The organism is Subtercola sp. RTI3 (assembly GCF_035018625.1).
Lineage (GTDB): Bacteria > Actinomycetota > Actinomycetes > Actinomycetales > Microbacteriaceae > Subtercola > Subtercola vilae.
This window is the reverse complement of record NZ_JASJXO010000014.1, coordinates 42099-64947: the sequence shown is the minus strand read 5'-3', so window position 1 is coordinate 64947 and position 22849 is coordinate 42099. Positions and strand designations below refer to the sequence as shown.

Annotated in this window: 25 protein-coding genes and 4 tRNA genes; 15 read left to right on the top strand and 14 right to left on the bottom strand. The window is 64.9% G+C overall.

Annotation, left to right across the window (positions count from 1 at the left end; translation table 11 throughout):
- Nucleotides 1-59 precede the first annotated feature (59 nt).
- The 3 genes from QN358_RS07750 to QN358_RS07740 form a co-directional block, all read right to left on the bottom strand.
- Nucleotides 60-1367 carry an NtaA/DmoA family FMN-dependent monooxygenase gene (locus QN358_RS07750; RefSeq protein WP_323512026.1) on the bottom strand — a complete coding sequence of 436 codons (1308 nt, stop codon included), beginning with the start codon at nucleotides 1365-1367 and terminating at the stop codon, nucleotides 60-62.
- Between the two features lie 87 nt (nucleotides 1368-1454).
- Entirely contained in the window at nucleotides 1455-2213 is a 759-nt protein-coding gene (locus tag QN358_RS07745; RefSeq protein ID WP_136641692.1) for a GntR family transcriptional regulator, read from the bottom strand.
- A gap of 55 nt (nucleotides 2214-2268) precedes the next feature.
- A complete protein-coding gene (locus QN358_RS07740) occupies nucleotides 2269-3534 on the bottom strand; it encodes a hypothetical protein (protein ID WP_323512025.1) in 1266 nt (421 codons plus the stop codon).
- Between the two features lie 198 nt (nucleotides 3535-3732).
- Between QN358_RS07740 and QN358_RS07735 the strand changes: the two genes are divergently transcribed.
- Nucleotides 3733-3879, top strand: coding sequence for a hypothetical protein (locus QN358_RS07735; protein ID WP_161580387.1), 147 nt, complete (start codon nucleotides 3733-3735; stop codon nucleotides 3877-3879).
- On the top strand, nucleotides 3866-4333 hold the full coding sequence (locus tag QN358_RS07730) for a PPC domain-containing DNA-binding protein (protein WP_136641694.1): 468 nt from the start codon (nucleotides 3866-3868) through the stop codon (nucleotides 4331-4333). The genes QN358_RS07735 and QN358_RS07730 overlap by 14 nt, the downstream gene beginning before the upstream one ends.
- 2 nt (nucleotides 4334-4335) lie before the next feature.
- On the opposite strand, the gene QN358_RS07725 is transcribed toward QN358_RS07730, so the two are convergent.
- The gene (locus QN358_RS07725; protein ID WP_323512024.1) at nucleotides 4336-5913 is read right to left on the bottom strand and encodes a PucR family transcriptional regulator; all 1578 of its coding nucleotides are present in this window, start codon (nucleotides 5911-5913) and stop codon (nucleotides 4336-4338) included.
- A gap of 114 nt (nucleotides 5914-6027) precedes the next feature.
- Nucleotides 6028-6100: transfer RNA gene (locus QN358_RS07720), tRNA-Val, on the bottom strand.
- Here QN358_RS07720 and QN358_RS07715 point away from each other — a divergent pair.
- The 4 genes from QN358_RS07715 (at nucleotide 6065) to QN358_RS07700 (ending at nucleotide 6606) form a co-directional block, all read left to right on the top strand.
- Nucleotides 6065-6316 carry a hypothetical protein gene (locus QN358_RS07715; protein WP_136641696.1) on the top strand — a complete coding sequence of 84 codons (252 nt, stop codon included), beginning with the start codon at nucleotides 6065-6067 and terminating at the stop codon, nucleotides 6314-6316. The two genes, QN358_RS07720 and QN358_RS07715, sit on opposite strands and share 36 nt — an antisense overlap.
- Nucleotides 6296-6367, top strand: a tRNA-Gly gene (locus QN358_RS07710). Before QN358_RS07715 ends, QN358_RS07710 begins: the two co-directional genes overlap by 21 nt.
- Before the next feature lie 36 nt (nucleotides 6368-6403).
- Nucleotides 6404-6474 (top strand) — tRNA-Cys (locus QN358_RS07705).
- A gap of 60 nt (nucleotides 6475-6534) precedes the next feature.
- Nucleotides 6535-6606: transfer RNA gene (locus QN358_RS07700), tRNA-Val, on the top strand.
- 262 nt (nucleotides 6607-6868) lie between these two features.
- Here the strand turns inward: QN358_RS07700 and QN358_RS07695 are convergent.
- The 4 genes from QN358_RS07695 to QN358_RS07680 all read right to left on the bottom strand — a co-directional run bounded on the left by QN358_RS07695 (nucleotide 6869) and on the right by QN358_RS07680 (nucleotide 8922).
- Entirely contained in the window at nucleotides 6869-7546 is a 678-nt protein-coding gene (locus QN358_RS07695) for an SDR family NAD(P)-dependent oxidoreductase (protein ID WP_136641697.1), read from the bottom strand.
- Nucleotides 7547-7602: 56 nt separating this feature from the next.
- Nucleotides 7603-7962, bottom strand: a complete 360-nt coding sequence (locus tag QN358_RS07690; protein ID WP_136641698.1) for a DUF732 domain-containing protein — start codon at nucleotides 7960-7962, stop codon at nucleotides 7603-7605.
- Between the two features lie 216 nt (nucleotides 7963-8178).
- Complete coding sequence (locus tag QN358_RS07685) at nucleotides 8179-8406, bottom strand: RNA-binding S4 domain-containing protein (RefSeq protein WP_136641699.1); 228 nt, start codon at nucleotides 8404-8406, stop codon at nucleotides 8179-8181.
- Between the two features lie 72 nt (nucleotides 8407-8478).
- A complete protein-coding gene (locus tag QN358_RS07680; protein ID WP_136641700.1) occupies nucleotides 8479-8922 on the bottom strand; it encodes a GNAT family N-acetyltransferase in 444 nt (147 codons plus the stop codon).
- Nucleotides 8923-9020: 98 nt separating this feature from the next.
- On the opposite strand from QN358_RS07680, the gene QN358_RS07675 reads away from it, so the two are divergent.
- Both QN358_RS07675 and QN358_RS07670 read left to right on the top strand, forming a co-directional pair.
- Nucleotides 9021-10001: an SDR family NAD(P)-dependent oxidoreductase gene (locus QN358_RS07675; RefSeq protein ID WP_136641701.1), complete on the top strand. Its 981-nt coding sequence runs from the start codon at nucleotides 9021-9023 to the stop codon at nucleotides 9999-10001.
- A gap of 123 nt (nucleotides 10002-10124) precedes the next feature.
- Nucleotides 10125-10676: a DUF1003 domain-containing protein gene (locus tag QN358_RS07670; protein ID WP_323512023.1), complete on the top strand. Its 552-nt coding sequence runs from the start codon at nucleotides 10125-10127 to the stop codon at nucleotides 10674-10676.
- Here QN358_RS07670 and QN358_RS07665 read toward each other — a convergent pair.
- From QN358_RS07665 to QN358_RS07655, 3 genes are all read right to left on the bottom strand, one after another.
- On the bottom strand, nucleotides 10648-11055 hold the full coding sequence (locus QN358_RS07665; protein WP_323512022.1) for a hypothetical protein: 408 nt from the start codon (nucleotides 11053-11055) through the stop codon (nucleotides 10648-10650). The genes QN358_RS07670 and QN358_RS07665 overlap by 29 nt on opposite strands.
- Before the next feature lie 131 nt (nucleotides 11056-11186).
- Nucleotides 11187-11840 (bottom strand): GAF and ANTAR domain-containing protein, encoded by a 654-nt coding sequence (locus QN358_RS07660; RefSeq protein ID WP_323512021.1) that lies wholly within the window; start codon nucleotides 11838-11840, stop codon nucleotides 11187-11189.
- 56 nt (nucleotides 11841-11896) lie between these two features.
- Nucleotides 11897-12604 carry a GAF and ANTAR domain-containing protein gene (locus QN358_RS07655; RefSeq protein WP_136641705.1) on the bottom strand — a complete coding sequence of 236 codons (708 nt, stop codon included), beginning with the start codon at nucleotides 12602-12604 and terminating at the stop codon, nucleotides 11897-11899.
- Nucleotides 12605-12794: 190 nt separating this feature from the next.
- On the opposite strand from QN358_RS07655, the gene QN358_RS07650 reads away from it, so the two are divergent.
- The 3 genes from QN358_RS07650 (at nucleotide 12795) to QN358_RS07640 (ending at nucleotide 16605) form a co-directional block, all read left to right on the top strand.
- Nucleotides 12795-14705: a KUP/HAK/KT family potassium transporter gene (locus QN358_RS07650; protein ID WP_136641706.1), complete on the top strand. Its 1911-nt coding sequence runs from the start codon at nucleotides 12795-12797 to the stop codon at nucleotides 14703-14705.
- 84 nt (nucleotides 14706-14789) lie between these two features.
- Complete coding sequence (locus QN358_RS07645; protein ID WP_323512020.1) at nucleotides 14790-16052, top strand: phosphatidylserine decarboxylase family protein; 1263 nt, start codon at nucleotides 14790-14792, stop codon at nucleotides 16050-16052.
- Between the two features lie 55 nt (nucleotides 16053-16107).
- Nucleotides 16108-16605: an NUDIX domain-containing protein gene (locus QN358_RS07640; protein WP_136641708.1), complete on the top strand. Its 498-nt coding sequence runs from the start codon at nucleotides 16108-16110 to the stop codon at nucleotides 16603-16605.
- A 206-nt stretch (nucleotides 16606-16811) separates the two neighbouring features.
- On the opposite strand, the gene QN358_RS07635 is transcribed toward QN358_RS07640, so the two are convergent.
- Both QN358_RS07635 and folP read right to left on the bottom strand, forming a co-directional pair.
- On the bottom strand, nucleotides 16812-17591 hold the full coding sequence (locus tag QN358_RS07635; protein WP_323512019.1) for a pyrimidine reductase family protein: 780 nt from the start codon (nucleotides 17589-17591) through the stop codon (nucleotides 16812-16814).
- A complete protein-coding gene (folP, locus tag QN358_RS07630; protein ID WP_323512018.1) occupies nucleotides 17584-18534 on the bottom strand; it encodes a dihydropteroate synthase in 951 nt (316 codons plus the stop codon). Before folP ends, QN358_RS07635 begins: the two co-directional genes overlap by 8 nt.
- Nucleotides 18535-18716: 182 nt before the next feature.
- Here folP and thrS point away from each other — a divergent pair, with 182 nt between their 5' ends.
- The 4 genes from thrS to pdxT are packed head-to-tail and all read left to right on the top strand — an operon-like array spanning nucleotide 18717 to nucleotide 22817.
- Nucleotides 18717-20639: a threonine--tRNA ligase gene (gene thrS, locus QN358_RS07625; RefSeq protein WP_237280313.1), complete on the top strand. Its 1923-nt coding sequence runs from the start codon at nucleotides 18717-18719 to the stop codon at nucleotides 20637-20639.
- Nucleotides 20639-21292, top strand: coding sequence for an HIT family protein (locus QN358_RS07620; protein ID WP_136641712.1), 654 nt, complete (start codon nucleotides 20639-20641; stop codon nucleotides 21290-21292). Before thrS ends, QN358_RS07620 begins: the two co-directional genes overlap by 1 nt.
- Nucleotides 21293-21304: 12 nt before the next feature.
- Nucleotides 21305-22207: a pyridoxal 5'-phosphate synthase lyase subunit PdxS gene (gene pdxS / locus QN358_RS07615; RefSeq protein WP_136641713.1), complete on the top strand. Its 903-nt coding sequence runs from the start codon at nucleotides 21305-21307 to the stop codon at nucleotides 22205-22207.
- Nucleotides 22197-22817 (top strand): pyridoxal 5'-phosphate synthase glutaminase subunit PdxT, encoded by a 621-nt coding sequence (pdxT, locus tag QN358_RS07610; RefSeq protein WP_323512017.1) that lies wholly within the window; start codon nucleotides 22197-22199, stop codon nucleotides 22815-22817. The genes pdxS and pdxT overlap by 11 nt, the downstream gene beginning before the upstream one ends.
- Nucleotides 22818-22849: the final 32 nt, after the last annotated feature.

The following is a 22849-nucleotide window of genomic DNA, read 5'->3' as shown; positions in this document are numbered from 1 at the left end:
TGCTCCGGTGCGAGAGGCGAAGTCGTTTCGGGCACGTTTCGGGAGGTTTCGGGCGCACGTCAGAACGCCAGCAGGTTCTCGCGAAAAGTCGGGAACTCGTACGACGTTCGCACGACGCCCCTCCGCTGCAATGCCGGTACCAACGCTTCGGTCAACCCCGCGATGTGCGCGCGGCTCGGCTGAAAACCGGGGGCGCCGAAAAGGAATCCGTCACCGCCGATCTCGTCGATGGCAGCCACCATGGTGTCGGCGATGGTGTCGGCGGTGCCCACCAGGTCGATGCAGTCCGACGCAAACCCCATCTCGATCACGCACTGCCGCAGCGTTTTGCCCGTGCCCCACTGGGCGAGCCGGGCGAGCAGCCCCGCACTGCCCTCGGTCTCGATCACCGGCAGGGGTTCGTCGAGGTCGTACACCGACAGGTCGTGCCCGGTGTACGCCGAGAGCCGCGCGAGCACGTCGATCTGAAAGCGGTGGGTCTGCATGAAGGCCGTGTACGCCGCCTGTGCCTCTTCGTCGGTTCGACCGACGATCGGCGTCACCAGAAAGAGCACTTTGCAGCTGTCGGGGTCGCGGCCCGCGAGCTCCATACGGCGGCGAATGTCGGTGCGGTAGGCCTTCATCCCCTCGATTCCGCGGGCGGTGGCCACCACCACTTCGGCGTGATCAGCAGCAAACTGGCGGCCGCGGTCTGACGCGCCGGCCTGAATGAACACCGGGCGGCCCTGCGGCGAGCGCACCGTGTTCAGCGGCCCCTTGGTCTGGTGCCATCTGCCCTTGAAGTCAACCGGATGCACTTTCGAAGGGTCGGCATAGACGCCGCTCTCGTGGTCGAGTATCACAGCGTCTGGCTCCCACGAGTTCCAGAGCGCCGAAGCGGCCGCCACGAACTCGTCGGCACGGTCGTACCGTTCGTCGTGCGGAGGCAATGGTTTGCTGCCGAAGTTGGCCGCCACGGCGTCTCCGCTCGTGGTCACCATGTTCCAGCCGAAACGCCCGCCGAGCAGACTGTCGACGGTCGATGACACCCGCGCCAGCGTGAACGGGGCGTAGTACGTGGTCGACATGGTCGCGGCGACCCCGATGCGGGTGGTGTTCGCCCCCACGGCCACCGACAGCGGCACGGGGTCGTGTTTCGGGGCGACGAGCGCTTCGCGGAGGTACTCGTCGGTCGACCCGCCGAAGGCATCCGGAATGGCAAGCGAGTCTTCGAAGAGGATGAAGTCGAAGCAGGCGCGCTCGAGGTCGCGTGCGATGTCGATGTAGAAACGGCCGTCGGCGAAGGCTCCGCCACCCGACGACAGCGGGCCGTTCCACTCGTCGGGGGCGAATGAGGTGAAGAATCCGAGATGAAAGGGGAGGGTCACCCTTCTATCCTGCGCTCGGGGTTCACGCCCTGTTTTGCGAGCAGATGACGAACTTGTAAACAAGTTGGCCCAGCGAAGACCGTCGGGTCAGACCGTGCTCCAGGGCGGCCGCACGGTTCGCACCAACGAGTAGCTCACGAGGCCCGGGCGGTGGTACTCGAGGGTGTGGAAGAGACGGCGTCCGCTTGCGCTCACGCCGATCTGCTCGAGGGTCAGAACGGGGGAGCCGAGAGGCAGGTCGAGAAGAGCGCTCATGCGGGCATCCAGAGCCACCACACCCGGCGTCGCGATCTCCCAGATGACAGGCTCGCCCCACAGCGCCGCCGCCGCAGCGAACACCGAGGGCTGAACTTCGCCGTCGAATCCGGTCGGCAGCGCGAGGCGGTCTTCGGCGACCATTGCAGGCACACCATCGGCGAACCAGCGCTTCACCGTGAAGCTGCACTGGGTACTGACCCCCGTCTCGAGCAGGGCCGCGATCGCTTTCGGCAGCGCCTCGATAGCCGTCGAGACGACCTCGACCGTGCCTGTGTAGCCCATGCGGCTGAGCAGTTCTGCGTGTTCGAACTGCTCCTCCATGCGCACGCTCATGCGCAGCGCCATGGGGTCGACCGTCGTCGCGGCGCCCTGGCGGCGGCGCAACACCCCACTTCGTTCGAGCTCGAGCAGAGAGTGCCGCAACTGCTGGCGCGAACAGCCCAGCGTGACGCTCAACTCCATTTCGCCGGGCAGCGGGGCGTGGCGCTCGGCGGCCTCCCGAACGTAGCGAAGCACTCCGGCGCGCACCCGGTCTTCTTCGTCGGTCGTTCGCCGAGGTGTCGGGATGCTCGGAAAAACGCCCGTCACCGCAGGCCCCGGGCGTTGATACTCGACGTCATGCGCCCAGCATAAGCCGAAACGGCTACAGTGCCGGCGTGATGGCGCCGATGGTGCAGCCGTCGTCGTCGAGCAGAGCGATAGTGCGCCAGCGGTCGAACGCGCCGCACGGGTGGCTGATTCCGAACCGCAGAACGGTACCGGGGGAGAGTCGGGTCTCGGTGGGAACGCGCAGGAAGGCGTGGTGGTCGTTGACGCCGGTGATGACCCAGCTGGTGGTGTCGGTGGTGGTAGCAGTGGTGGTTTCGGTGGTGGCATCGGGGGAGAGGGCATCCAGTACCCCCAGCAGCACGGGAAGCCGGTCGTCAGTGGGGGCTTCGCGGCGCCCGAACCCCACGATCACGAGCCCGGGCTCGGGTTCTGAGAGCACACTCGCCCACAGTTCGAAGGCCGGCTCGAAGCGGGTTGCGGGGTTGTCGTCGCGCGCCAGGCCGAAGGGCGAGGTTCGTTCGTAGACGCCGTGGTCGTGGGTGATGTAGCAGCCACTGCGCAGAACGCAGATGGTCTCGAAGTCGACCGCGCCGGGCCCGAGCTCGGTCACCACAAGGTCGAAGTACGAGCTGCCTCCGGCCGTGACAATCGGGATGCACATGAAGAGACCCTCGTCGTGAAGCGTGACCACCAGTTCGCGCATCGCCACCAGCAGTTCCCGGGCGCCGGGCGGAAACGCTCCACCCGCCAGTGGAATCAGTCCCTCGAACCCGGCCACGCCCGCGAGTTCGAGCAGACCCGACTTCGCCACGCGGCGGCCGAGGGCGAGCGCATCTGCCGCGCTGCGGGTTCCGGTGCGGCCGCCCGTGAACCCCACCTCGAGCAGCACCCTCAGCCGCCGGGCGGGCTGCAGCCGTCCGAGTTCGCGTTCGAGCAACTCAGCACCCTCGACCGAGTCGATGTAGCAGAGGTACTCTGCTACCGGATGCTCTGCTAGAAATGTCTCTGCCACGAACTCGATCGCGGCGCTGTCGACCAGCACGTTGGCGTGCAGGATACGCGGCACACCGAACGTCACGAGCTGGCGCACCTGCGCCGTGGTCGCCGCAGTCATCGCCCATGCTCCCGCCGCGAGCTGACGCCGACACAATTCCTCTGAGAGATGCGTCTTCGCGTGAGGCGCGAGTTCGACGCCCGCCTCGGCGCAGAACCGGCTCATCAGGTCGACATTGTGTACCAGCGCCGAATTCTTCAGCACCATGCGTGGCAGATCGCCGCCCATCGCGGTTCTCACGGCGGCCGGGGGCCACGCGGTCGTCGGCCAGCCGGTCGTCGGCCACACATCAGGCAGATCAGTCACAGGATTCACACGAACAACGGTATCGCCCTGCCCTGCGCGGCGTTCCGCTGTGGCCTGTCGAATCCACCAAACGCCAGCGGGCGACGACGTCGACATCTCGGGCGATGCTCCGAAGAGACCAGGCGCACCCGCGTGCTCTGCTTAGGAGGAACAGATCGCGTGAGCGACGCGATCCGCCGACAGTCAAGGAAAACCGCCATGCCGCCCTCTCCCCACGCAGCCCGACGCCACGTGATGCTTCTCTTCCCGGCAGCCGTCACCACAGCCGTAGCCGTCACCACAGCCGTAGCCGTCACCACAGCCGTAGCCGTCAGCACGACCCCCAGCACCCGTGCTCAGCGCTGAGCTGGTCTGCGGCCGTCGCGTGGCGGTCGTGCTGCAGCCGGGCGACGACGTGATTCGGTCGATCGTCGACGCGTGCATCCTGCACCGCATCAGGCAGGGCTACATTGCGATGTTTCTGGGCGCGTTTCGCTCGGCTCGCCTCATTGCCACTACGAATCCGGCCACCGATCCCGAGCCTCCCCTCGGCGCCGAAGTGACCGTCGCGTACACCGAGGGCACCGGCAGCGGTTCGATCGTCTGGAACGCCGACGCCGGCGAACCCCGCGTACATCTGCACGTGGCCCTCGGCGTCAAAGACGAGGGCGGACTGGCCTACGCCGGGCACCTGCTCGGCGCCGTCACGCACTACACGGCTGAGCTGGTCATCGACGAGGTGTTGGCTCCCACGATGGTTCGTGTGGCCGACGAGCAGGCCTTCGGACTCGAGAATCTCGTGTTCAGGCCGGGCCCCTGAGCTCAGGTCGAAAGGCAGGCCAGGGCCAGGTAGAGGTCGACCCGGTCATCCATCGAGCTCACATCGCGCCCCGTCAGCTCTTCGATTCGCGCGATGCGATAGCGCAGGGTATTGGGGTGAAGGTGCAGCGACCGGGCCGCCTCCTGCCAGGCGCCGCCCGTGTTCAGAAAGACGCGCAACGTCTCGACGAACGCCGCGCCGTGTTTGGCGTCGTACTCGACCAACGGCCGCAGTACCAGGGCACCGAACGACGTGCGCGTGCGTTCGCCGAGCATGCCCAGAAGGGCCCGATGGCTCTGGATGCTCGATGCCGTGCCGAGCAGCACCGCTTCGTCACCCGTGACCCCCGACAAGCGCTCCCGCGCCACAGCGTAACCCGCCCCCAGGGCGCTCACCCCGGCCATCGCGTCGCTGAGGCCCACCCGCAGCTGGCGACCGGCGAGCAGCGGCAGGTACGTTTCAGCCAGTGCCCGCACGGCCGCGTCGAACCGGCTGGGCTCGCCCGCGGTCGTGGCTCCCTCGCCGTTGACGAGCAGCACCGGCTGATCGGCGAGAACACACCCGATCACCTGCGTGGTCTGCGACGAGAACAGCCGGTTCATCACCTCGAGCGCCGCCTCGGCCGGAAACCCGTGGCCGTGAACCTCACCCACCACCACACTCGTAGGCAACTGTGGGTCGAGCCCCTCGAGCCGCAGCCGTGTCGCCAGCTCAGTGGGCGAGACGGCGTCATCGACGAGCAACTGTACGAGCTCGCTGACCCTGCTGCGCCGGGCATCCCGCCAGCGAAGCGAGAACTCGAATTCCACGCGGAGCGCACCCACCAGGGTGTCGAACCCGCCGCGAACCTCTGCGGGCAACTCGCGGTAGTCGCCGTCGAACACCAGCGAACCGGCGGGGCGGTTCTGCGAGGCCACCAGCGGCCAGATCGACGAGGTGACCCCCGCCGTCGTCACGGAGGTCACGCGTGACGTGCCACCCTCCAGTGCATGGTTCCAGACACCGGCGATATGCGCACGGCTGGGGGAGCAGCCCACCGCGGCAATCGGGGTTCCTCGATCGTCGATGACCCACGCCGACACGGCGAACTGTTCGGCGAAACGATCGGCGAACACTCTAAGGGCGGCTCGGGCTCCGTCGCCGCGCGCCAGAACGTCGGCCAGGCTGCTCGCGAGTTCGGCCTGCCGTGCGGCGACTGCACCGGGGGAGCCCTGCTGACCCTGCTCGATGGCGTCGCTCACCGATTTGAACGACACCTTCTCGGCCAGCGTCGCGAGGGTCAGGCCGAGTTCCCGGCAGAGGTCGATCACCTCGGGGGGTAGCTGCCCGATCTCGATGAGACCGATAACGACCGCCGACACCTTCTGCGAGGCGAGGGCGCCCAGAAACTGACGGGAACCTCCCGGGCGCTGGCTCCACAACCCACTCGTGAGCACCAGATCATCCTGAGTCAGAAAGCGTGACGGATCGGGCAGATCGGTGATGTACGCCCCGGATACCATGCGTTCTGACGCGTTCTCAGCGGCGACGATGACTTGGATGCCCAGCTCGGGCCTGGCGACGAGTTCGTTGAACCTCATGACATGCTTCCCACGAAACCTCGCAGAACCTGTGTTGCAAGCTGCCTGTGTTGCAAACTGCCTGCGTTGCAAACTGCCTGTGTTGCAAACTGCCTGTGTCACACAATGCCTGTGTGGGCGATACCGGACTCGAACCGATGACCTCTTCGGTGTGAACGAAGCGCGCTACCAACTGCGCCAATCGCCCGAGTTCACGTTCAAACTCGTGCGAATCGATACTACTCGAAACTGGGCGGCCGAATCACACCAGCGCTTCGACCGGCCGGTCAGACCGGTTCATTACGACACGCGATCCGCTCGGTTTGGTTTTGTGATCGGGGTTCAGGTAGAGTCTTCCAAGCACGCAGGAATGCGAGCAAAAAAGAAAAACAGCAGCAGTTTTGCGGATGTGGCGCAGTGGTAGCGCACAACCTTGCCAAGGTTGGGGTCGCGAGTTCGAATCTCGTCATCCGCTCGAGTGTAGTAGTACCTTTGGGGCAACGCTCTAAATGGTGGCGTGGCCGAGAGGCGAGGCAGCGGCCTGCAAAGCCGTCCACACGGGTTCAAATCCCGTCGCCACCTCGCTCAAGACAAATAAAACCGTACAAGAAGAACCGTACAAGAAGAACAACACAAAGCAATGGGCGGTTGGCGCAGCGGTAGCGCGCTTCCCTGACACGGAAGAGGTCGCTGGTTCGATCCCAGTACCGCCCACTGATGATATGGTCCTGAATTCGTTCGGGGCCATATCTGTTTAAGCCGGATCGAGCCGGCGACCGACGAGAATTAGTGAACGCGCTGCGTTCACTCTGAAATTCTCGTCCTGGTTCGATCCCAGTACCGCCCACTGAAGATATGGCCCTGAATTCGTTCGGGGCCATATCTGTTTAAGCCGGATCGAGCCGGCGACCGACGAGAATTAGTGAACGCGCTGCGCGTGCGCCGCGACGACGAGCGCGCCGTTCGATATCTCTGGCTAGAAGCTGATCGCCCCGCGAACCCGATGCCCCACTGCGATCGATTCACCCGAGACCGCGGCGCGCGGTGAAACCAGAAACGTAACCAGGTCGGCGATCTGGGCGGGAGACGACTGCCCGGCCGCACCCGGCTCGACCGCCGTCGCCGGATTGTCGGCCACCACGCCGGGGCTCACCGTCGTGACGCTCACACCGGTGCCGGCGAGGTCGTCTGCCAGGTTCTTCGCCGCGATGATCAGCGCTGCGTTGCGAATCGATCCCGCCATGTTGCCCGTGACGAAGGCGTTCTGGCCGCTGATGCCCACGATGCGGCCGTACCCGGCCGCTCGCATCACCGGCGCCACGGCGTTCGCGACCCTCAGAAACGCGATCGCTTTCGCATCGAACGCCTCAGCCACCTGCCCGGGGTCACCGTTCTTCGACGCGTCGAGTGTACGGGCGCTGGGGGCGGCCGTCACCACAACGGCGTCGAGCCGGCCGTGCTGCTCGATCACGGCTTTGACGCCCGCGGCCACCGACTCGTCGTCACGGGCATCCATCACAATGCCGTCAACCGCGCGGCGCGACGCCACTACGACCACGGCCTGCTCTTCGCGCGCCCGCGCCACAATCGCTGCGCCGATGTACCCGGCACCGCCGACGACGAGCACCACTCGACCACTGAGCTGAAGATCCATGAATCAAGGCTAGCTGGGCGGCGGGCGGGGCGGCGCACTCCGTCGCGGAAGAGTGGTCACCTGCCCGTCCAGCGCGGGCAGAACTGGTGCTCGGCCGCCTCCACTACGGCGTTCGACAGGTCGGCTCCGTAGCCCTTGGCGATGAGTTCGTTCGTCAGGGACGACAGCGTGGCGCGCCCAGACTTCAGTTCTGTGCATCCGGAATTGCCGAGAGCAATGAGGTCGGCGTCAGTTCGGCCCGCGTCTTCGCCGTTCGACCCACTGCGCACCGAGGAGAGGAACTGCTGATTCCACGAATTACCCGAGTGCGTGGCGAAAACCGAACTGACGGAGATGCCCACCAGAAGAAGTGCGACGAAGCCGAGGCAGGCGAGAAAGAAATGGTTTCTGACCCACTCACCCGCAGAGAACATCATCGGAGCCCCGCCTCAGTTGTCATCGAATGAATGAACTGCTGTCGGGCCCGGCTGACGCCTTCGAGCACGGCTTCGGAGACGCCTTGGGCATTGGCCTGTCATGCGGGCCCGGCCCAATCTCTCAGCTCTGAATGACGAGCCAGAACTTCACAATCGCCAATCAGCCCGGTCTCGTTGTTGCGCATGTCGGGAATGGCCATGCCACTGATCATATGGTCAGGGGCAGACGCGCACCCTGCGCCCCTCCAACGTGACGATGTCGCCGAGCTGCAGCTGCCGCCCGCGGCGGAGATCGACTTCCCCGTTCACCATCACATGGCCCTCGGCAATGGCGTCTTTCACCTGACCACCCGAGTCGAGAAACCCTGCGAACTTGAGGAACTGCCCGAGACGAATGACGTCGCCGCCGATCGTCACGTCTTCGATTGGAGTCGGGTGCGTCATCCCGAAATGCTAGCTGACCAGACATCCGGCGCGGACCGCCCCTTGCGGGTTCAGCCGACGCCAGCCGGCGACTCAGGCGAGCAGTGCCGACTGCGTCGGGTGCGCGGGGAGCGCGGCCGCCGGGCGAACGAGGGCAGTTGGCCCGGGCGCTGCGAATCCGAACTGCTCATAGAGGCCGTGGGCGTTGCTGGTGAACAGGGTCCACCGAAAGCTCGCCCCGGGGCCATCGTCGATCATGGCCTTGACGATTCGCTTGCCCAGGCCGTGTGAGCGGTGCTGCTCGAGCACGATGACATCGGCGAGATATGCGAAGCCGAGGCCATCTGAGACGGCGCGTGCGAAGCCGACTTGCTCACCGGTTTGCTCGTCGTAGGCACCGATCACTCGCCACGCCTGCCGAATCTGAGTGGCGACGTCGTCGCGGCTTCGCCATTTGCCCCAGTATGCCTCGCGCAGTGCGCCCCAGACCACGTCGATGTCGATTCGGTCACGGGTGTCGTCGACGATATAGCTCACTCTCGAATTTTAGACCGGGCTGTGCCGGTGAGAGTGCGACGATAGCTCACAGCGGTCAGTTCGACCGTGGAGAACGACAGGCACAACGTGGGGGAGTCATGACAGATCGCATCATCACACCGTTCGGCGCAGAATCGACTGCCTCTGACGTGATCGCAGGAATCGACCTGACGGGCAAGCGAGTCATCGTCACCGGCGGTTCGTCAGGGCTCGGCAGAGAAACTTCCCGAGCTCTCGCCTCTGCGGGGGCACTCGTGACTCTGGCGGTGAGGAATGTCGAAGCGGCACGGGCGGTGGCCGACTCGGTAAGCGCCAGCACCGGCACCCAGGTCGAGGTGCGCGAGCTCGACTTGTCTGACCAGCATTCTGTCAGCCGTTTCGTGGCGGGCTGGGTGGGGCCGCTCGACATTCTGGTCAACAATGCCGGTGTGATGGCCTTGCCCGAACTCCGGCAGAGCGCTGACAGATGGGAGATGCAGTTCGCCACGAACCACCTCGGCCACTTCGCCCTCGCGTCGGGCCTTCACCGTGGCCTCGCTGCGGCCGGCAACGCCCGAGTCGTGTCGGTGAGTTCCGTCGGGCACATCGACGGCAAGATCGACTTCGACGACCTCATGTTCGAACGCCGCCCATACAACGAGTGGGCCGCGTACGGGCAATCGAAGACCGCAAACATCCTTTTCGCAGTCGAAGCCAGCAAACGGTGGGCCGCAGACGGAATCACCGCGAATGCCCTCAACCCCGGCCGCATCCCGACCACAGGTCTGATGCGGCACCTCCCGAGCACACCCCCCTCTGTTGCCCCCGGCATTGCCAGCAGCACCGGTGTCTCGATGAAGACCATCGAGCAGGGCGCTGCGACGACGGTCTTTCTCGCGTCGTCGCCCCTCCTCGACGGCATCGGCGGTCGCTACTTCGAAGACTGCAACGAAGCAGTCGCGCTCGTACCAGGAGTGCGACGCGGCTTCGCTGACTACGCCCTCGATCCGGCAGAAGCGGCGCGACTCTGGGCCGCCTCTGACGCCCTCATCGCCGACCGCCTCGTGCGAAGCGTTGCCCCTTCTGCCGACTCGCGATGAGGCCGGTCTCTCTGATTTTTCTCTCACCTGAAATCGCCCCTGGCGCGGGCGCTGACGCAGTACATTTCAAGATGGCCGTGCAGGAGAAGCCACCATGGCCGCCACCAAGGAGAATGACGCCGTATGCCCACAACCACCGCCCCGCCACAGCCCACCGCGCGTCGCCGCCGGAGCCTTCGGCCGTCGAAGATCGTCGAAGACAGCAACCCGCAGACGACGCACCCGGCCGTGCTTCACCAGGCGGAGATCAGGGCCGCGAGCATCCAGCTCCGTATCGCCGACGCCATTACGGCGTTTGCCGGCTCGATGAACTTCGTCTATCTGCACGTCGTGCTGTTCGCAGCGTGGATGCTGTTCTTCGAGGCAAGCCCGTGGCCGACACTGACCCTGATCGTGTCGCTCGAGGCGATCTTCCTGTCGACCTTCGTGATGATCGGCCAGAACCGCCAGGCGGCGTTCCAGCAGGCGAAGGCCGACCGGGACTACTCGACCACAGAGCAGATGCTGGTCGAGAACACTGATGTGACCAAGCTCATTCACGCGCTCACGAAAGAGATTCGCGCTGCCGTCATCGCCGAATTCGAAGCAGGTACGCAGACCCCCGGCAACGACGACGACCAGCGCGTGGGGCGCTCACCCGGCCAGCCTACTGATGGCCCGAAGCGGGGCGTGTGAAATCGCGAGCGTACCGAGCGACCGTGGGCCAGGCCCGGGCGTCGATGAGCACAAAGAACTCGGTAGTGCTGTCGACTTCGCATAGCCGGCTGATCTCCTCGGGAGGCGCGCTGCCGAAGAACTGAACTTCGTGCAGTACGAACGGCCGCTGTTGCCCCGGGTACTCGAGAATGGCGGTGAACCACCGTTCGCCTTCCGGATGCTCTGTCTCGACTTCATCGTTGTCTGGGGCGTGCCCCGCAGAGGCCGACAGCCACTCGCCTGAGCGATTGCGCCCGCTGGGCGTTCGGCGCTCCGTTGTCGACGAACGGTCGCCCAGTACCCGCGACCAGAAAGCCGCCACGCGTGGGCCGTACCACGATGCACCAGTTTCAGGCACGGTCTCCCCGTCGAAATCCGCCGGGTCAAGAACAGACAGGGTCTTGGTGCGCGCGCGACTAACGGGTAGTAGAAGGGTAGAACAGGCAACGCTGCTGGGTCTACCCCCATGACGGCATGCAGGCGGTGGCGTCAGACGTGCAGTTCGAGCGCCACGACCTGATGGGCCACGTCAGCCAATTTCAGGTGGTGACCGCGAGCGTAGCCGCGCAGGCGGTTGAAGGCTTCATCAGTCGAAATCGTGTGCGTGTGTGACAGAACACCCTTTGCCTGCTCGATGATCACCCTCGAGCTCAGAGCGTATTCGAGTTGCGCGCTCACGAGGCCGACTTCTCGTACGTTTCGTTCCTGCAGAATGCCGATCGTCGCCACGTTCGCGAGGGCCGTGGCTGCGCGCACGTCTCTTTCGGCAAGTTCGCCGGTCTCAACCCGCATGAGGTTCAGCGCGCCGATGACTTCGTCGCGAAGCCGGAGCGGAATGCCGAGCAGTGAGGAGAAGCCCTGATCGAGTGCGCTGTCGCGAAACTCGCTCCACTCGTCTGGACTGGCACCGATATCGGGAACCGACACGGTCTGGCCGGTCGCGAAGCATTCGATGCACGGCCCAGCGACGGCAGAGAGCTGCATCAGTTCGACCAGTCGGCTCGCCTCGCTTGTCGATGCGATCAGTTCTAAGCTGCCGTCTTTGTCAGCGAGCAGAATACCCGCGGCGGCGATGTCGAAGATCTCGGTGCAGCTGTCGACGAGGGTCTGCAGCAGTTCGACGACATCGTATTCGTCGACCAACGTGTCAGAAACCGTCGTGAAAGTTTCGAAGAGAAGATTCTCTCTCGTCGTGTTCGTCAATCTGAGTCCTTCGTCTCAATGAGGTCGTTCGTAATCTTCAGCCGCCCGTCGACGATGCTGGTCGAGATGTCGATCACGCTGCGACCAGCGGAGAAAGCGTGCCCTTTGATGAGGAGAAGTGCGTCATCGGGTGCAATGCGAAGCTGCGCAAGAACGACACCCGTTGCCTGATGAACAACCCGTCGGGAATACTTTGTGTCGGGTGGGTCGACCCACTCGTCTTCACTCAGCCGCAATGCGCGCCTGAGCACCATTCGACTGACGATTTTTGCCAGCAACTGCGTCTGCGAGACCTGCTCGTCACTCAGCATCTTGGGGCGAACCGTGTACAGATCGATGGCTCCCAGCCGAAGCGGCCCGATCATGAGAGGAAACGCGAACAGCGCACCGACGCTGCTGACGCCGAGAGCGGCCTCGAACCCAGGCCATGAGCGCTCGTGATGGATCCAGTCAGGCTCGAGCACAGGGTTCGCGGTGCTGAGCGCATCCCAGCAGGGACCCTCGCCCAGGTCGAACTGAATCTCGTCGAGTCGGGCAGCCAGCGCATCACTCGCCGAGATCGTCTCAGAGCCGAGCACGGCGCCGATGGTCGAGACAGCCGCACCATCTATGTCGAGAAACCGCAGAAACGGGCCGGAAAGTGCCGACTCATGCGCTTCCGTCAGAGTCAGCGCATTCGCTGTCACTACGAAACTTTGGGCCATCAGAGCTGAACTACCTCCGCTGGAGCTGAGTCGATACTTCTGGCGAAACGGGCATCCTCAACCGTACCTCTGAACGGGCTGCAGATGCAGACTGCGATTGCCCCCTCACGCCATCGAGGCGTTCGGCGCTGGAGTGCCCGCCCAGGAGGATAAGCTGCGCTGGTGTTCGTGTCGGCCTGGAGGATCGCAAGTGACGTTCGGTAAGTTCAACGCCCGCAAACCCGCGTTGGCGGCGGGGCCCGTCATCGCCGCAATGGGTGTGGTGTTCGGCGACATCGGCACCAGCCCGCTGTACGCCGCATCCACAACTTTCGGCGTCGGCAGTTCTGGCACTGCCGGGCCGACCACCGACTACATCTACGGTTCTACAGCGACCATCCTGTACGCCCTCGCACTGATCGTTACCGTCTTGTACGTGCGCTTCCTGATGCGCGCCGACAACCGGGGTGAGGGCGGGCTGCTCGCGCTGTTCGGTCTCTTGCGTCGTAGCAGTCTCAAGGCGCGCACTGTCGCGGTCTTCACCGTCGTCGCGATGGTCGGCGCGGCGATGTTCCTCGGTGACAGCGTCATCACACCGGCGATCTCCGTGTTGTCGGCCGTCGAGGGGCTCGAACTCGTTCAGCCGGAGCTCGCGTCTCTCGTGGTGCCGATTGCCGTTGTGATCCTTGTCGGCGTCTTCGCGATTCAACAGTTCGGTACCCGAACCATCGGGCGTCTCTTCGGCCCTATCATGCTGCTCTGGTTCGTGACCCTCGCCGTCACCGGTGGTGCGTCGATCCTGCAGCACCCGGCCGTGCTTCAGGCTCTTTCTCCGCACTGGGTGATCATGTTCTTCGCCGAACAGCCGGGAACGGCGTTTCTCGCGCTCGGCGCGATCGTTCTGGCTGTCACGGGAGCCGAAGCGCTGTACGCAGACCTCGGGCACTTCGGCCGAAAGTCCATCACTCAGGCATGGGTCTTCGTCGTATTCCCTGCACTCGTACTGAACTACTTGGGCCAGGCCAGCCTGGCGATCAGGGATCCGCACCGCGCGGCAGCGTCTTTCTTCGGCCTCGTGCCCGGCTGGGGCCAGATTCCCATGGTGATCCTCGCCACGATCGCCACGATCATCGCCTCGCAGGCTGTCATCTCGGGAACGTATTCGGTGATCCACCAGGCCTGGCGGCTCGGGTTCTTCCCGCCGCTGAGGGTCATCCACACCTCGGCCAAGAGTGAGGGCCAGATCTACGTTCCGGCGATCAACGCACTGCTCGCTGTCGCCGTTCTCTCGGTCACCATCGGTTTCCAAGGCTCGGCCGCCCTCGCATCTGCGTACGGAATCGCCGTCACCACCACCATCTCGATCACAACTGTCGTCTACATCGCCTGGAGCTGGGCGCACTCGCGGCGCATCACCGTGAGAATCGTCGTTGCGAGCGGCATCCTTGTCGTCACTGTGTCGTTTCTGGTGGCCAACCTGCCGAAGGCGGCTTCTGGCGGGTGGCTTCCGCTGGCCATCGGCGCAATTGTGTTCACGATCATGACGGTGTGGTGGGCCGGCCAACAGCGCATCCGCGCTGCCCGTCGCCTCGGTGAGATGCCGATCGACGAGCTTCAGAGTTTCATCGCCAGCCACAAGGCAGACCTGTACCGGGTCTCGGGTGACGCGGTCTTCATCACGCGCAACCCCACCATCGTGCCCGTGGCACTTCGAACAATGGTCACTCGAAACCACGCTCTGCAGAAACGCGCCATTCTGCTCAGCTGGTCGACGGTCGATGTGCCGACCACGCTCGGTATGAACAAGCGCATCACGGTCGAGACGTTCCCCTCCGGAATCGTGCGGGTGGTGGCCAAGGTGGGCTTCCGCGAGCATCCACGCATGACGACACTGCTCACAGAGGCGCGCGCGGTCGACAAGAACGCGTTGGATGACTTTGCTGCTTCCCGGGCGACGTTCTTCATCTCGACGCCGGTGCCCCGGTTCAACAACACCAGCAAAATGTTTCGGTGGGCCCAGGTTCTGTTCCTGGCGCTCGACCGCCTCGCGCCCGACCCGCTCGACCTCATCGAGCTGCCCCGCGACCGAACGATCGTGCTGGCCCGCGAGACGCCCTTGTAGCAGCGGGTCGGCCTGCGGGCAAGGGATGCCGCGGCGGCGGCAACGCGAGCAAGCTTCTGTCATGACACGTCAGGAGAAGAGACCATGAGCGCACCGGCTGAAAAAGACGTGCGTCGTCGGGCCGGCTGGTTGCCTGCCAACCAAGACGATCTCGAATCGTGGCTCGCCGGGCACGCAGAGCGGGTGGATGCCCTGGGCGACGACATCGTGCTGCACCCGGTCATCGTCGAATTTCAGCGGTTGATCGACACCGATGCCGTCGTGCGCCTGTACATGAATGAGATGATCGCTCAGGTGCCGACGGCCAGGCCATACAAGAAGCGGCACCTGACGAGCGTCGATCAGCTGCTGAAGCTCATGAACGAGGTACTCACCCTCGCACCTGAGTTCGGTCGCGACACGATGGTCATGACGCCCCTCACCGCGATTCTCGACTGGACGATGGGAACCCCGGCAGGTTTCGCGGCCTACCGCGATACGCGCATCAATGCGATGCTGAAAAAGATCCTCGATGTGTGGTGCGAGTTTCTGAGCGGCCCCGACTCGCGCTACGTTCTCAATGACTCTGACTCCGGCTGGAAGAGCGCTGAAGCCCAACTGGCCGTCGGAATGGAGCAGTACGAGTATGACCCCGCCGACCCCTACTGGGGGTTCACCTCGTGGAACGACTTCTTCACCCGCCGGTTCAAGGCCGGTGAGCGACCCGTGGTCTCGCCCGATGACCCGTCGGTCATCGTCAGCGCCTGCGAATCAACCCCCTACGCGATCAGCACGAACGTGCAGCGCCGCGACCGGTTCTGGATCAAGAGCCAGCCCTACTCGCTTGAAGAGATGCTGGCGGGCGACAGCTCAGTCGACGCGTTCGTGGGAGGCACGGTGTACCAGGGCTTCCTGAGCGCGACGAACTACCATCGGTGGCACAGCCCCGTGGCCGGCACCGTCGTGCGTGCATTCGTCGAGCCCGGTACGTACTACTCCGAAGCCGACTCAGAAGGCCCGGAGGCAGTTGAGCCGGGAAATTCGCAGGGCTACCTCGCCCACGTCGCTACTCGCGCCATCATTGTGATCGAAGCTGACAACCCGGTCATCGGCACCGTCGCCTTCATCGCGGTGGGCATGCTCGAGGTGTCTTCGTGCAGGATCGGCGCCGACATTCAGGCCGGTCACCGCCTCGCCAAGGGTGACGAGCTGGGGTACTTCCAGTTCGGCGGGTCGACCGAGTGCCTCGTCTTTCGCCACGGAGCCATCAGCGAGTTCGCGCTGGCGGCGGTGCCGCAGGAGAGGAGCAGCGCGAAAACGCTGGTGCTCGCGCGATCAAAGCTCGCCTCCGCCCGAGTCGGGCCGTGATCCACAGGCGCCAGGCCACCCACCCCCAGAAAAGGCTGCTAGCGTCTGTTCTCCAATGCAATCGTTCAGTATGAGAGACGGCGAAGACTTCGTCTACGGCCCTGACGGTTCTAGGCACTGGGGCGTGTTCGGCGCTGCAGGCATCCTTGTCGCCGATGCCACCCTCGGTGTGCTCTTGCAGAAGCGCTCAGACGCGACAGAGCACGGTGGTATCTGGAGCACTCCGGGCGGCGCCCTGAAGCACCTCGAGACCGCCGTCGACGGGGCGATGCGGGAGGCCGAAGAGGAGTGCGGGTTGTCACCCGACGACGTGACGATCGGGCGGGTGCACTTGTTCGATCTCGGTTACTGGCACTATTCCACTGTCGTGGCGCGACTGAAGCGGGCGTTTGTGCCGCGGCTCAACTGGGAATCGATCGAGTTTCAGTGGGTCGCCCTCGATGATGTCGACAAGCTCGACCTTCACCCCGCTCTCCGCCGCTCGTGGCACGAGCTCAAAGAGATGATCCATGAGGCCGAGGCGAACGCGGAGGTCGAGCGGCCGCGAGCCTGAACGCCCGCGACCGGGCGTGCCAACCTCAGTCCGTCTTGGCCACTAGTACGGTGGCAATCGTTTCGAAAGACGAGACCGTTTCGGAAATCAGGCGGCCTTCGAAGTCCAGTACCGAGAAGCACGTTCCGAAGTCGGCTTTCACGCTCCAGAGCTCCGTGAGTGCCGGCACATATGGTCGAGGCGCTGCGGCCTGACTTCGCCGAACCTCAGCGGGCGCGCGAATACTTCGACAGAAGCATGCTGCCCGAGAGCAGCAGGTGGTCGAGGGTGAGAGCCCGCAGATCGAGGGGCGGCCCGGCCGGCGCCCGCGTGATGCGCGGGCCTGCACCGCCCTCAAGCGTCGGGCTCACCGTGAGGCAGAGCTCGTCGAGCACGTCGGCGGCGATGAGGTCACCAAGCAGGCTCGGGCCGCCCTCGCAGTGAATCTGAGTGAGTCTGCGACGCCTGAGTTCGGCCACCAGTCGTAACGGCTCGACTCTCTGCTCACCGCACGAGACCACGTCGGCGACGGCTTCGAGCGCCTGCCGTCGCGCCGGGTCAGCGCTCGACGAAGTGAGCACCAGCGGCCGTACGGGGGCTTTCGTGAAGACGTCACTCGCCGGGTCGAGGCTGAGGCTCGCGCTCACGACGGCGAAGACAGGATGCGCCGGGCGGTGCCGGGCAACCCGCCACGCGGCGGCAGCGTCACCCAGCAGCATGGCTCCGTAGCCCTCACCGCGCACTGTTCCCGCACCGACCACCACCACGTCGGCGAGCTGGCGCAGCAGGTCGAATACGCGCTTGTCGGCCGGGGCGCCCAGCCGGCCTGAGAGCCCGGCCGCCGTGGCCGATCCGTCGACGCTGGCGACGAAGTTGGCGCGCACGAGCGTCAGCGAGGGGTCGGCCGTCGAATACAGCGTCAGCAGCTCGGCGTCGGTCAGGGCATCCGGAACCCCGACCGAACGCACGGGCAGAAGCTGGGTGATGTCGCTCGGCAGTTCAGACATTGTGCACCGCAGAAACCGGCTGCCGCCAGCCCAGAATAGCTTCGACCATGCGCATGGCATCGACCGATGCCCGCACCTGGTGCATGCGCACGATGCGGGCTCCGAGCATGACGCTCACCGTGGCCGCGGCCAGCGACCCCTCGAGCCGATCGGGCTTGTCGCGCCCGAGGCTCTCGCCCACGAAGTCTTTGTTCGACACCGCGGCCAGCGTCGGGAATCCGAGCGCCGCCACCTCGCCCAGCCGCCGGGTCAGCTCGAGTGTCTGCCGGGTGTTCTTGTTCAGGTCGTGGCCGGGGTCGACCACGATACGGTCTTCGCGCACCCCGCGCGAGAGGGCGAAGTCGACCCGGCGCTGCAGAAACTCGGCCACCTCGCCCGCCACATCGGCATACTGCGGCCGCGGGTGCGACTGCCGGGGTGTGGCAAGGCTGTGGGTGATCACGAGTGTCGCCTCGCTGTCGGCCACCACGTCGGCCAGGCGGGGCTCCCGGATGCCCGTGGTGTCGTTGATCACCGACGCCCCCGCCCGAATCGCCGCCGACGCCACCTCAGCACGAAAAGTGTCGACCGAGATCACCACATCGCTCGCCGCCGAGAGCCCCTCGATGACCGGAATCACCCGGTCGCGCTCGGCTTCCATCGCCAGCTCGGGCCCCGGCGCGAAGGGAACGCCGCCCACGTCGACCCAGTCGGCGCCCTCGTTCGCGGCCGAGATGCCTGCCTCGATCGCCTTATCGAGGGCGAAGGTGGCCCCGCGGTCGTAGAACGAGTCAGGGGTGCGGTTCACGATGGCCATGACGGCGATCTGGCGTGAGAAGTCGAAGGTGCGCTGCCCGATGGTTCGTACGGGGTGGGCGAGCGGGGGTAGATAAAGGCCGGTCGGGCGGGCTGCAGTGTGAGCGGCAGCAGCGCGGGCATCCGGAGCACCGGAGACTGTGGTCATGCGTCTATCTTCGCGGCTCAGGCCGTGAGCGCGCTGCACGGAAACCGGCACGGTACACCGGCGCTAAAGTTGTAGGCACACAGAATTCAACGGCAGGGAGCCAACGGCACGTGAGCGACATCATTCAGATCGAGAAGAACAACACCGGGTTCGAACTGTTCTCCGACCGAACGATTGTCGCCATGAAGGTGAACGGCGAGCTGCGCGACCTCGCGGCGACCGCTATGGCCGGCGACTATGTCGAGCCCGTCACCATCGACTCGCCTGACGGCCTGAACATTCTGCGTCACTCGGCGACCCACGTCATGGCGCAGGCCGTGCAGTCGATCAACCCCGAGGCGAAGCTCGGCATCGGCCCGCCCGTCACCGACGGTTTCTACTACGACTTCGACGTGACCACTGCCTTCACCCCCGACGACCTCAAGGTTCTCGAGAAGGCCATGGAGCGCATCATCCGCTCGGGCCAGCGCTTCGTTCGCCGTGTCGTGACCGACGACGAAGCCCGCATCGAACTGGCAGACGAGCCGTACAAGCTCGAACTGATCGGCATCAAGGGCGGCTCGGCTGCCGAAGACGAGTCGGTCGAGGTGGGCGGCACCGAGCTGACCATCTACGACAACGTCGACCCGAAGACCGGCGAAACTGTCTGGAAAGACCTTTGCCGAGGCCCACACCTTCCGAACACGCGCATGATCGGCAACGGCTTCGCGCTCACCCGCCTCGCCGCCGCATACTGGCGCGGGTCGGAGAAGAACCCGCAGCTTCAGCGCATCTACGGCACCGCGTGGCCCACCAAAGACGAGTTGCGCGCCTACCAGGCCCGCCAGGAGGAGGCCGCGAAGCGCGACCACCGTCGGCTGGGCGCAGAGCTCGACCTCTTCTCGTTTCCCGAAGAGATCGGGTCGGGGCTCGCGGTGTTCCACCCCAAGGGCGGAATCATTCGCCAGGAACTCGAGAACTACTCCCGTCAGCGTCACACCGCGGCCGGCTACGACTTCGTGAACACCCCGCACATCACCAAAGCGAACCTGTTCATGACCAGCGGCCACCTGCAGTGGTACGCCGACGGCATGTTTCCGCCCATGCACCTCGACGAGGAGCGCGACGCCGAGGGCAACATCACCAGGCAGGGGCAAGATTATTACCTCAAGCCGATGAACTGCCCGTACCACAACCTCATCTTCCGGGCTCGGGGCCGCAGCTACCGCGAGCTGCCGATGCGCCTGTTCGAGTTCGGCTCGGTGTACCGCTACGAGAAGAGCGGCACGCTGCAGGGCCTCACCCGCGTGCGCGGCATGACGCAAGACGACGCACACATCTACACCACGCAGGAGCAGGTGAAGCCTGAGCTGACCTCCACCCTGAAGTTCGTGCTCGACCTGCTGAAAGACTACGGACTCGACGACTTCTACCTCGAGCTGTCAACCCGCGACGCCACGAACCCCAAGTTTCTCGGGCCAGACGATCTGTGGGAGTCGGCAACCGAAACGCTGCGCCAGGTCGCCGAAGAATCGGGGCTGAAGCTCGTCGCCGACCCCGGGGGAGCGGCCTTCTACGGCCCGAAGATCTCGGTGCAGGCGCGCGACGCTCTCGGCCGCACGTGGCAGATGTCGACGATTCAGCTCGACTTCAACCAGCCCGAGCGTTTCGAGCTGGAGTACACGGGCCCCGACGGCGAGAAGCACCGGCCGGTGATGATCCACCGGGCACTGTTCGGGTCGATCGAACGATTCTTCGCCGTGCTGACCGAGCACTACGCGGGCGCGTTCCCGGTGTGGCTGTCGCCGGTACAGGTGGTGGGCATCCCGATCGCCGAGCAGTACGTCGACTATCTGCAGCCCATCATCGACCGGCTGAAGGCCCGGGGCGTTCGTGCGCAGCTCGACTACTCTGACGATCGTATGCAGAAGAAGATTCGCACACACACCAAAGAGAAGGTGCCGTTTCTGCTGATCGCCGGCGACGAAGACCGCACCGCGGGTACCGTGAGCTTCCGCTTCCGCGACGGCACGCAGGAGAACGGTGTCGCCATCGACGACGCGGTCGACCGCATCATCGCGTCGATCGAGACAAAGGCGCAGGTCACCACGGTGGGCCAGATCTGATGGCCGAGCAGTTCGGGGCAGGCGAGGGGTTCGGCGGTGAGGGGTTCGGCGGTGGCATCGGCGATGCAGGTTTCGGCGATGCTGGTTTCGGCGCTGACGAGCTCGAGGGTGTCGACATCTCGGGTTCGCGCGGGCTCGCCGGCGTGCCCGACGAGTTTCAGCGCCTCTGGACTCCGCACCGCATGGTGTACATCCAGCACGGCCAGCAGCCGGGTGAAGACCTGTGCCCGTTCTGCGTTGCGCCCTCGATGGACGATGAGAGTTCGCTGATCGTTGCGCGAGGTCGGCACGCGTACGTGCTGCTCAACCTGTTTCCGTACAACAGCGGTCACCTGCTCGTATGCCCGTATCGGCATGTACCGCTCTACGACCAGGCGACACCCGAAGAGACGGCCGAGATTGCTTCGCTCACGCAGACCGCTATGCGGGTTCTGCGGGAAGTTTCGAATTGTGACGGCTTCAACCTGGGCATGAACCAGGGCCGCATCGCTGGTGCCGGCATCGCCGACCATCTGCACCAGCACATCGTGCCGCGCTGGGCCACCGATTCGAACTTCTTCCCCATCATCGCCAAGACAAAGGCCCTGCCGCAGCTTCTGGGAGACGTTCGCGCCTCTGTCGCGGCGGCGTGGCCTGCAGCGCAGCAAAGCTAGAATAGGAACATTATGACTGACTCCTCCACCTCGTCTTCCGTCGGCAGCAATCGCGTCAAGCGCGGTCTCGCAGAAATGCTGAAGGGCGGTGTCATCATGGATGTGGTGAACGCCGATCAAGCCCGCATCGCCGAAGACGCCGGCGCGGTCGCCGTGATGGCGCTCGAGCGCGTTCCCGCCGACATCCGGTCACAGGGTGGGGTGGCACGCATGAGCGACCCCGACCTCATTGAGGGCATCCAGAAAGCCGTGTCGATTCCGGTCATGGCGAAGGCCCGCATCGGTCACTTCGTCGAGGCCCAGATTCTGCAGGCGCTCGACGTCGACTACATCGACGAGTCAGAGGTGCTGAGCCCTGCCGACTACGTCAACCACATCGACAAGTGGAACTACACGGTTCCGTTCGTCTGTGGTGCCACCAACCTCGGTGAGGCGCTTCGCCGCATCAACGAGGGCGCAGCCATGATCCGCTCGAAGGGCGAGGCCGGCACCGGCGATGTGTCTGAGGCCACCAAGCACATCCGCAAGATCCTCGGCGAGATCCGGGCGCTCAGCGCGATGGCGCCCGACGAGCTCTACGTCGCGGCAAAAGAGCTGCAGGCGCCGTATGACGTGGTCGCAGAGATCGCCCAGACCGGCAAGCTCCCCGTTGTGCTGTTCACCGCCGGTGGCGTGGCCACCCCGGCCGATGCGGCCATGATGATGCAGCTCGGCGCCGACGGCGTGTTCGTCGGTTCGGGTGTCTTCAAGTCGGGCGACCCGGCAGCACGTGCGGCGGCCATCGTGAAGGCCACCACGTTCTACGATGACCCGAAGGTCATTGCCGAGGCGTCGCGCGGGCTCGGTGAGGCCATGGTCGGTATCAACGTCTCCGACCTGCCGGCTCCCCACCGCCTCTCCGAGCGTGGCTGGTAACGCTTCACGCGGTGTTGGCCCGGTCGGTGTGCTGGCGCTCCAGGGCGACTTTCGGGAGCACGCCCGGGTTCTGAGCTCGTTCGGAGCCGACGTCATCACGGTGCGTCGGCCCTCCGAACTAGCCTTGGTCTCGGGGCTGGTCATCCCCGGCGGCGAATCGAGTGTCATCGACAAGCTCTCGCGTATGTTCGGGCTGGCCGAACCGCTGAAAGCCGCCATCGCTGCTGGCCTCCCGGTGTACGGCACCTGTGCCGGCCTCATCATGCTGGCCGACACTGTTCGTGATGCGATCGCCGGACAGCAGAGTTTCGGCGGCCTCGACATCGTCGTCAGACGCAACGCCTTCGGCAATCAGCGCGAATCGTTCGAGGTCGACATCGATGTGCCCGAACTCGGCGACCCGGCCGTGCACGCCGTGTTCATCAGGGCTCCCGTTGTCGAAGAAGTGGGGGAGAGGGCATCCATTCTCGCCGCCCTCGACGACGGCCGGGTCATCGCGGTCGAACAGGGCAACCTGCTCGGCACGTCGTTTCACCCCGAGATGACCGACGACTACCGTTTTCACCGCCGTTTCTACAACCGCGTTCTCGCCACCGCATTTCACAGTTGACCGTTTTCACTGCGGGCCGTGTTCCCAGTGTT

Bases quoted from the DNA above. Each gene is read 5' to 3' on its own strand.
- QN358_RS07735 (WP_161580387.1), top strand. From the start codon at position 3,733: ATGCCGCCCTCTCCCCACGCAGCCCGACGCCACGTGATGCTTCTCTTC.
- QN358_RS07725 (WP_323512024.1), bottom strand. From the start codon at position 5,913: ATGAGGTTCAACGAACTCGTCGCCAGGCCCGAGCTGGGCATCCAAGTC.
- QN358_RS07695 (WP_136641697.1), bottom strand. From the start codon at position 7,546: ATGGATCTTCAGCTCAGTGGTCGAGTGGTGCTCGTCGTCGGCGGTGCC.
- QN358_RS07690 (WP_136641698.1), bottom strand. From the start codon at position 7,962: ATGATGTTCTCTGCGGGTGAGTGGGTCAGAAACCATTTCTTTCTCGCC.
- QN358_RS07685 (WP_136641699.1), bottom strand. From the start codon at position 8,406: ATGACGCACCCGACTCCAATCGAAGACGTGACGATCGGCGGCGACGTC.
- QN358_RS07675 (WP_136641701.1), top strand. From the start codon at position 9,021: ATGACAGATCGCATCATCACACCGTTCGGCGCAGAATCGACTGCCTCT.
- QN358_RS07670 (WP_323512023.1), top strand. From the start codon at position 10,125: ATGCCCACAACCACCGCCCCGCCACAGCCCACCGCGCGTCGCCGCCGG.
- QN358_RS07655 (WP_136641705.1), bottom strand. From the start codon at position 12,604: ATGGCCCAAAGTTTCGTAGTGACAGCGAATGCGCTGACTCTGACGGAA.
- QN358_RS07645 (WP_323512020.1), top strand. From the start codon at position 14,790: ATGAGCGCACCGGCTGAAAAAGACGTGCGTCGTCGGGCCGGCTGGTTG.
- QN358_RS07640 (WP_136641708.1), top strand. From the start codon at position 16,108: ATGCAATCGTTCAGTATGAGAGACGGCGAAGACTTCGTCTACGGCCCT.
- QN358_RS07635 (WP_323512019.1), bottom strand. From the start codon at position 17,591: ATGTCTGAACTGCCGAGCGACATCACCCAGCTTCTGCCCGTGCGTTCG.
- folP (WP_323512018.1), bottom strand. From the start codon at position 18,534: ATGACCACAGTCTCCGGTGCTCCGGATGCCCGCGCTGCTGCCGCTCAC.
- thrS (WP_237280313.1), top strand. From the start codon at position 18,717: ATGAAGGTGAACGGCGAGCTGCGCGACCTCGCGGCGACCGCTATGGCC.
- QN358_RS07620 (WP_136641712.1), top strand. From the start codon at position 20,639: ATGGCCGAGCAGTTCGGGGCAGGCGAGGGGTTCGGCGGTGAGGGGTTC.
- pdxS (WP_136641713.1), top strand. From the start codon at position 21,305: ATGACTGACTCCTCCACCTCGTCTTCCGTCGGCAGCAATCGCGTCAAG.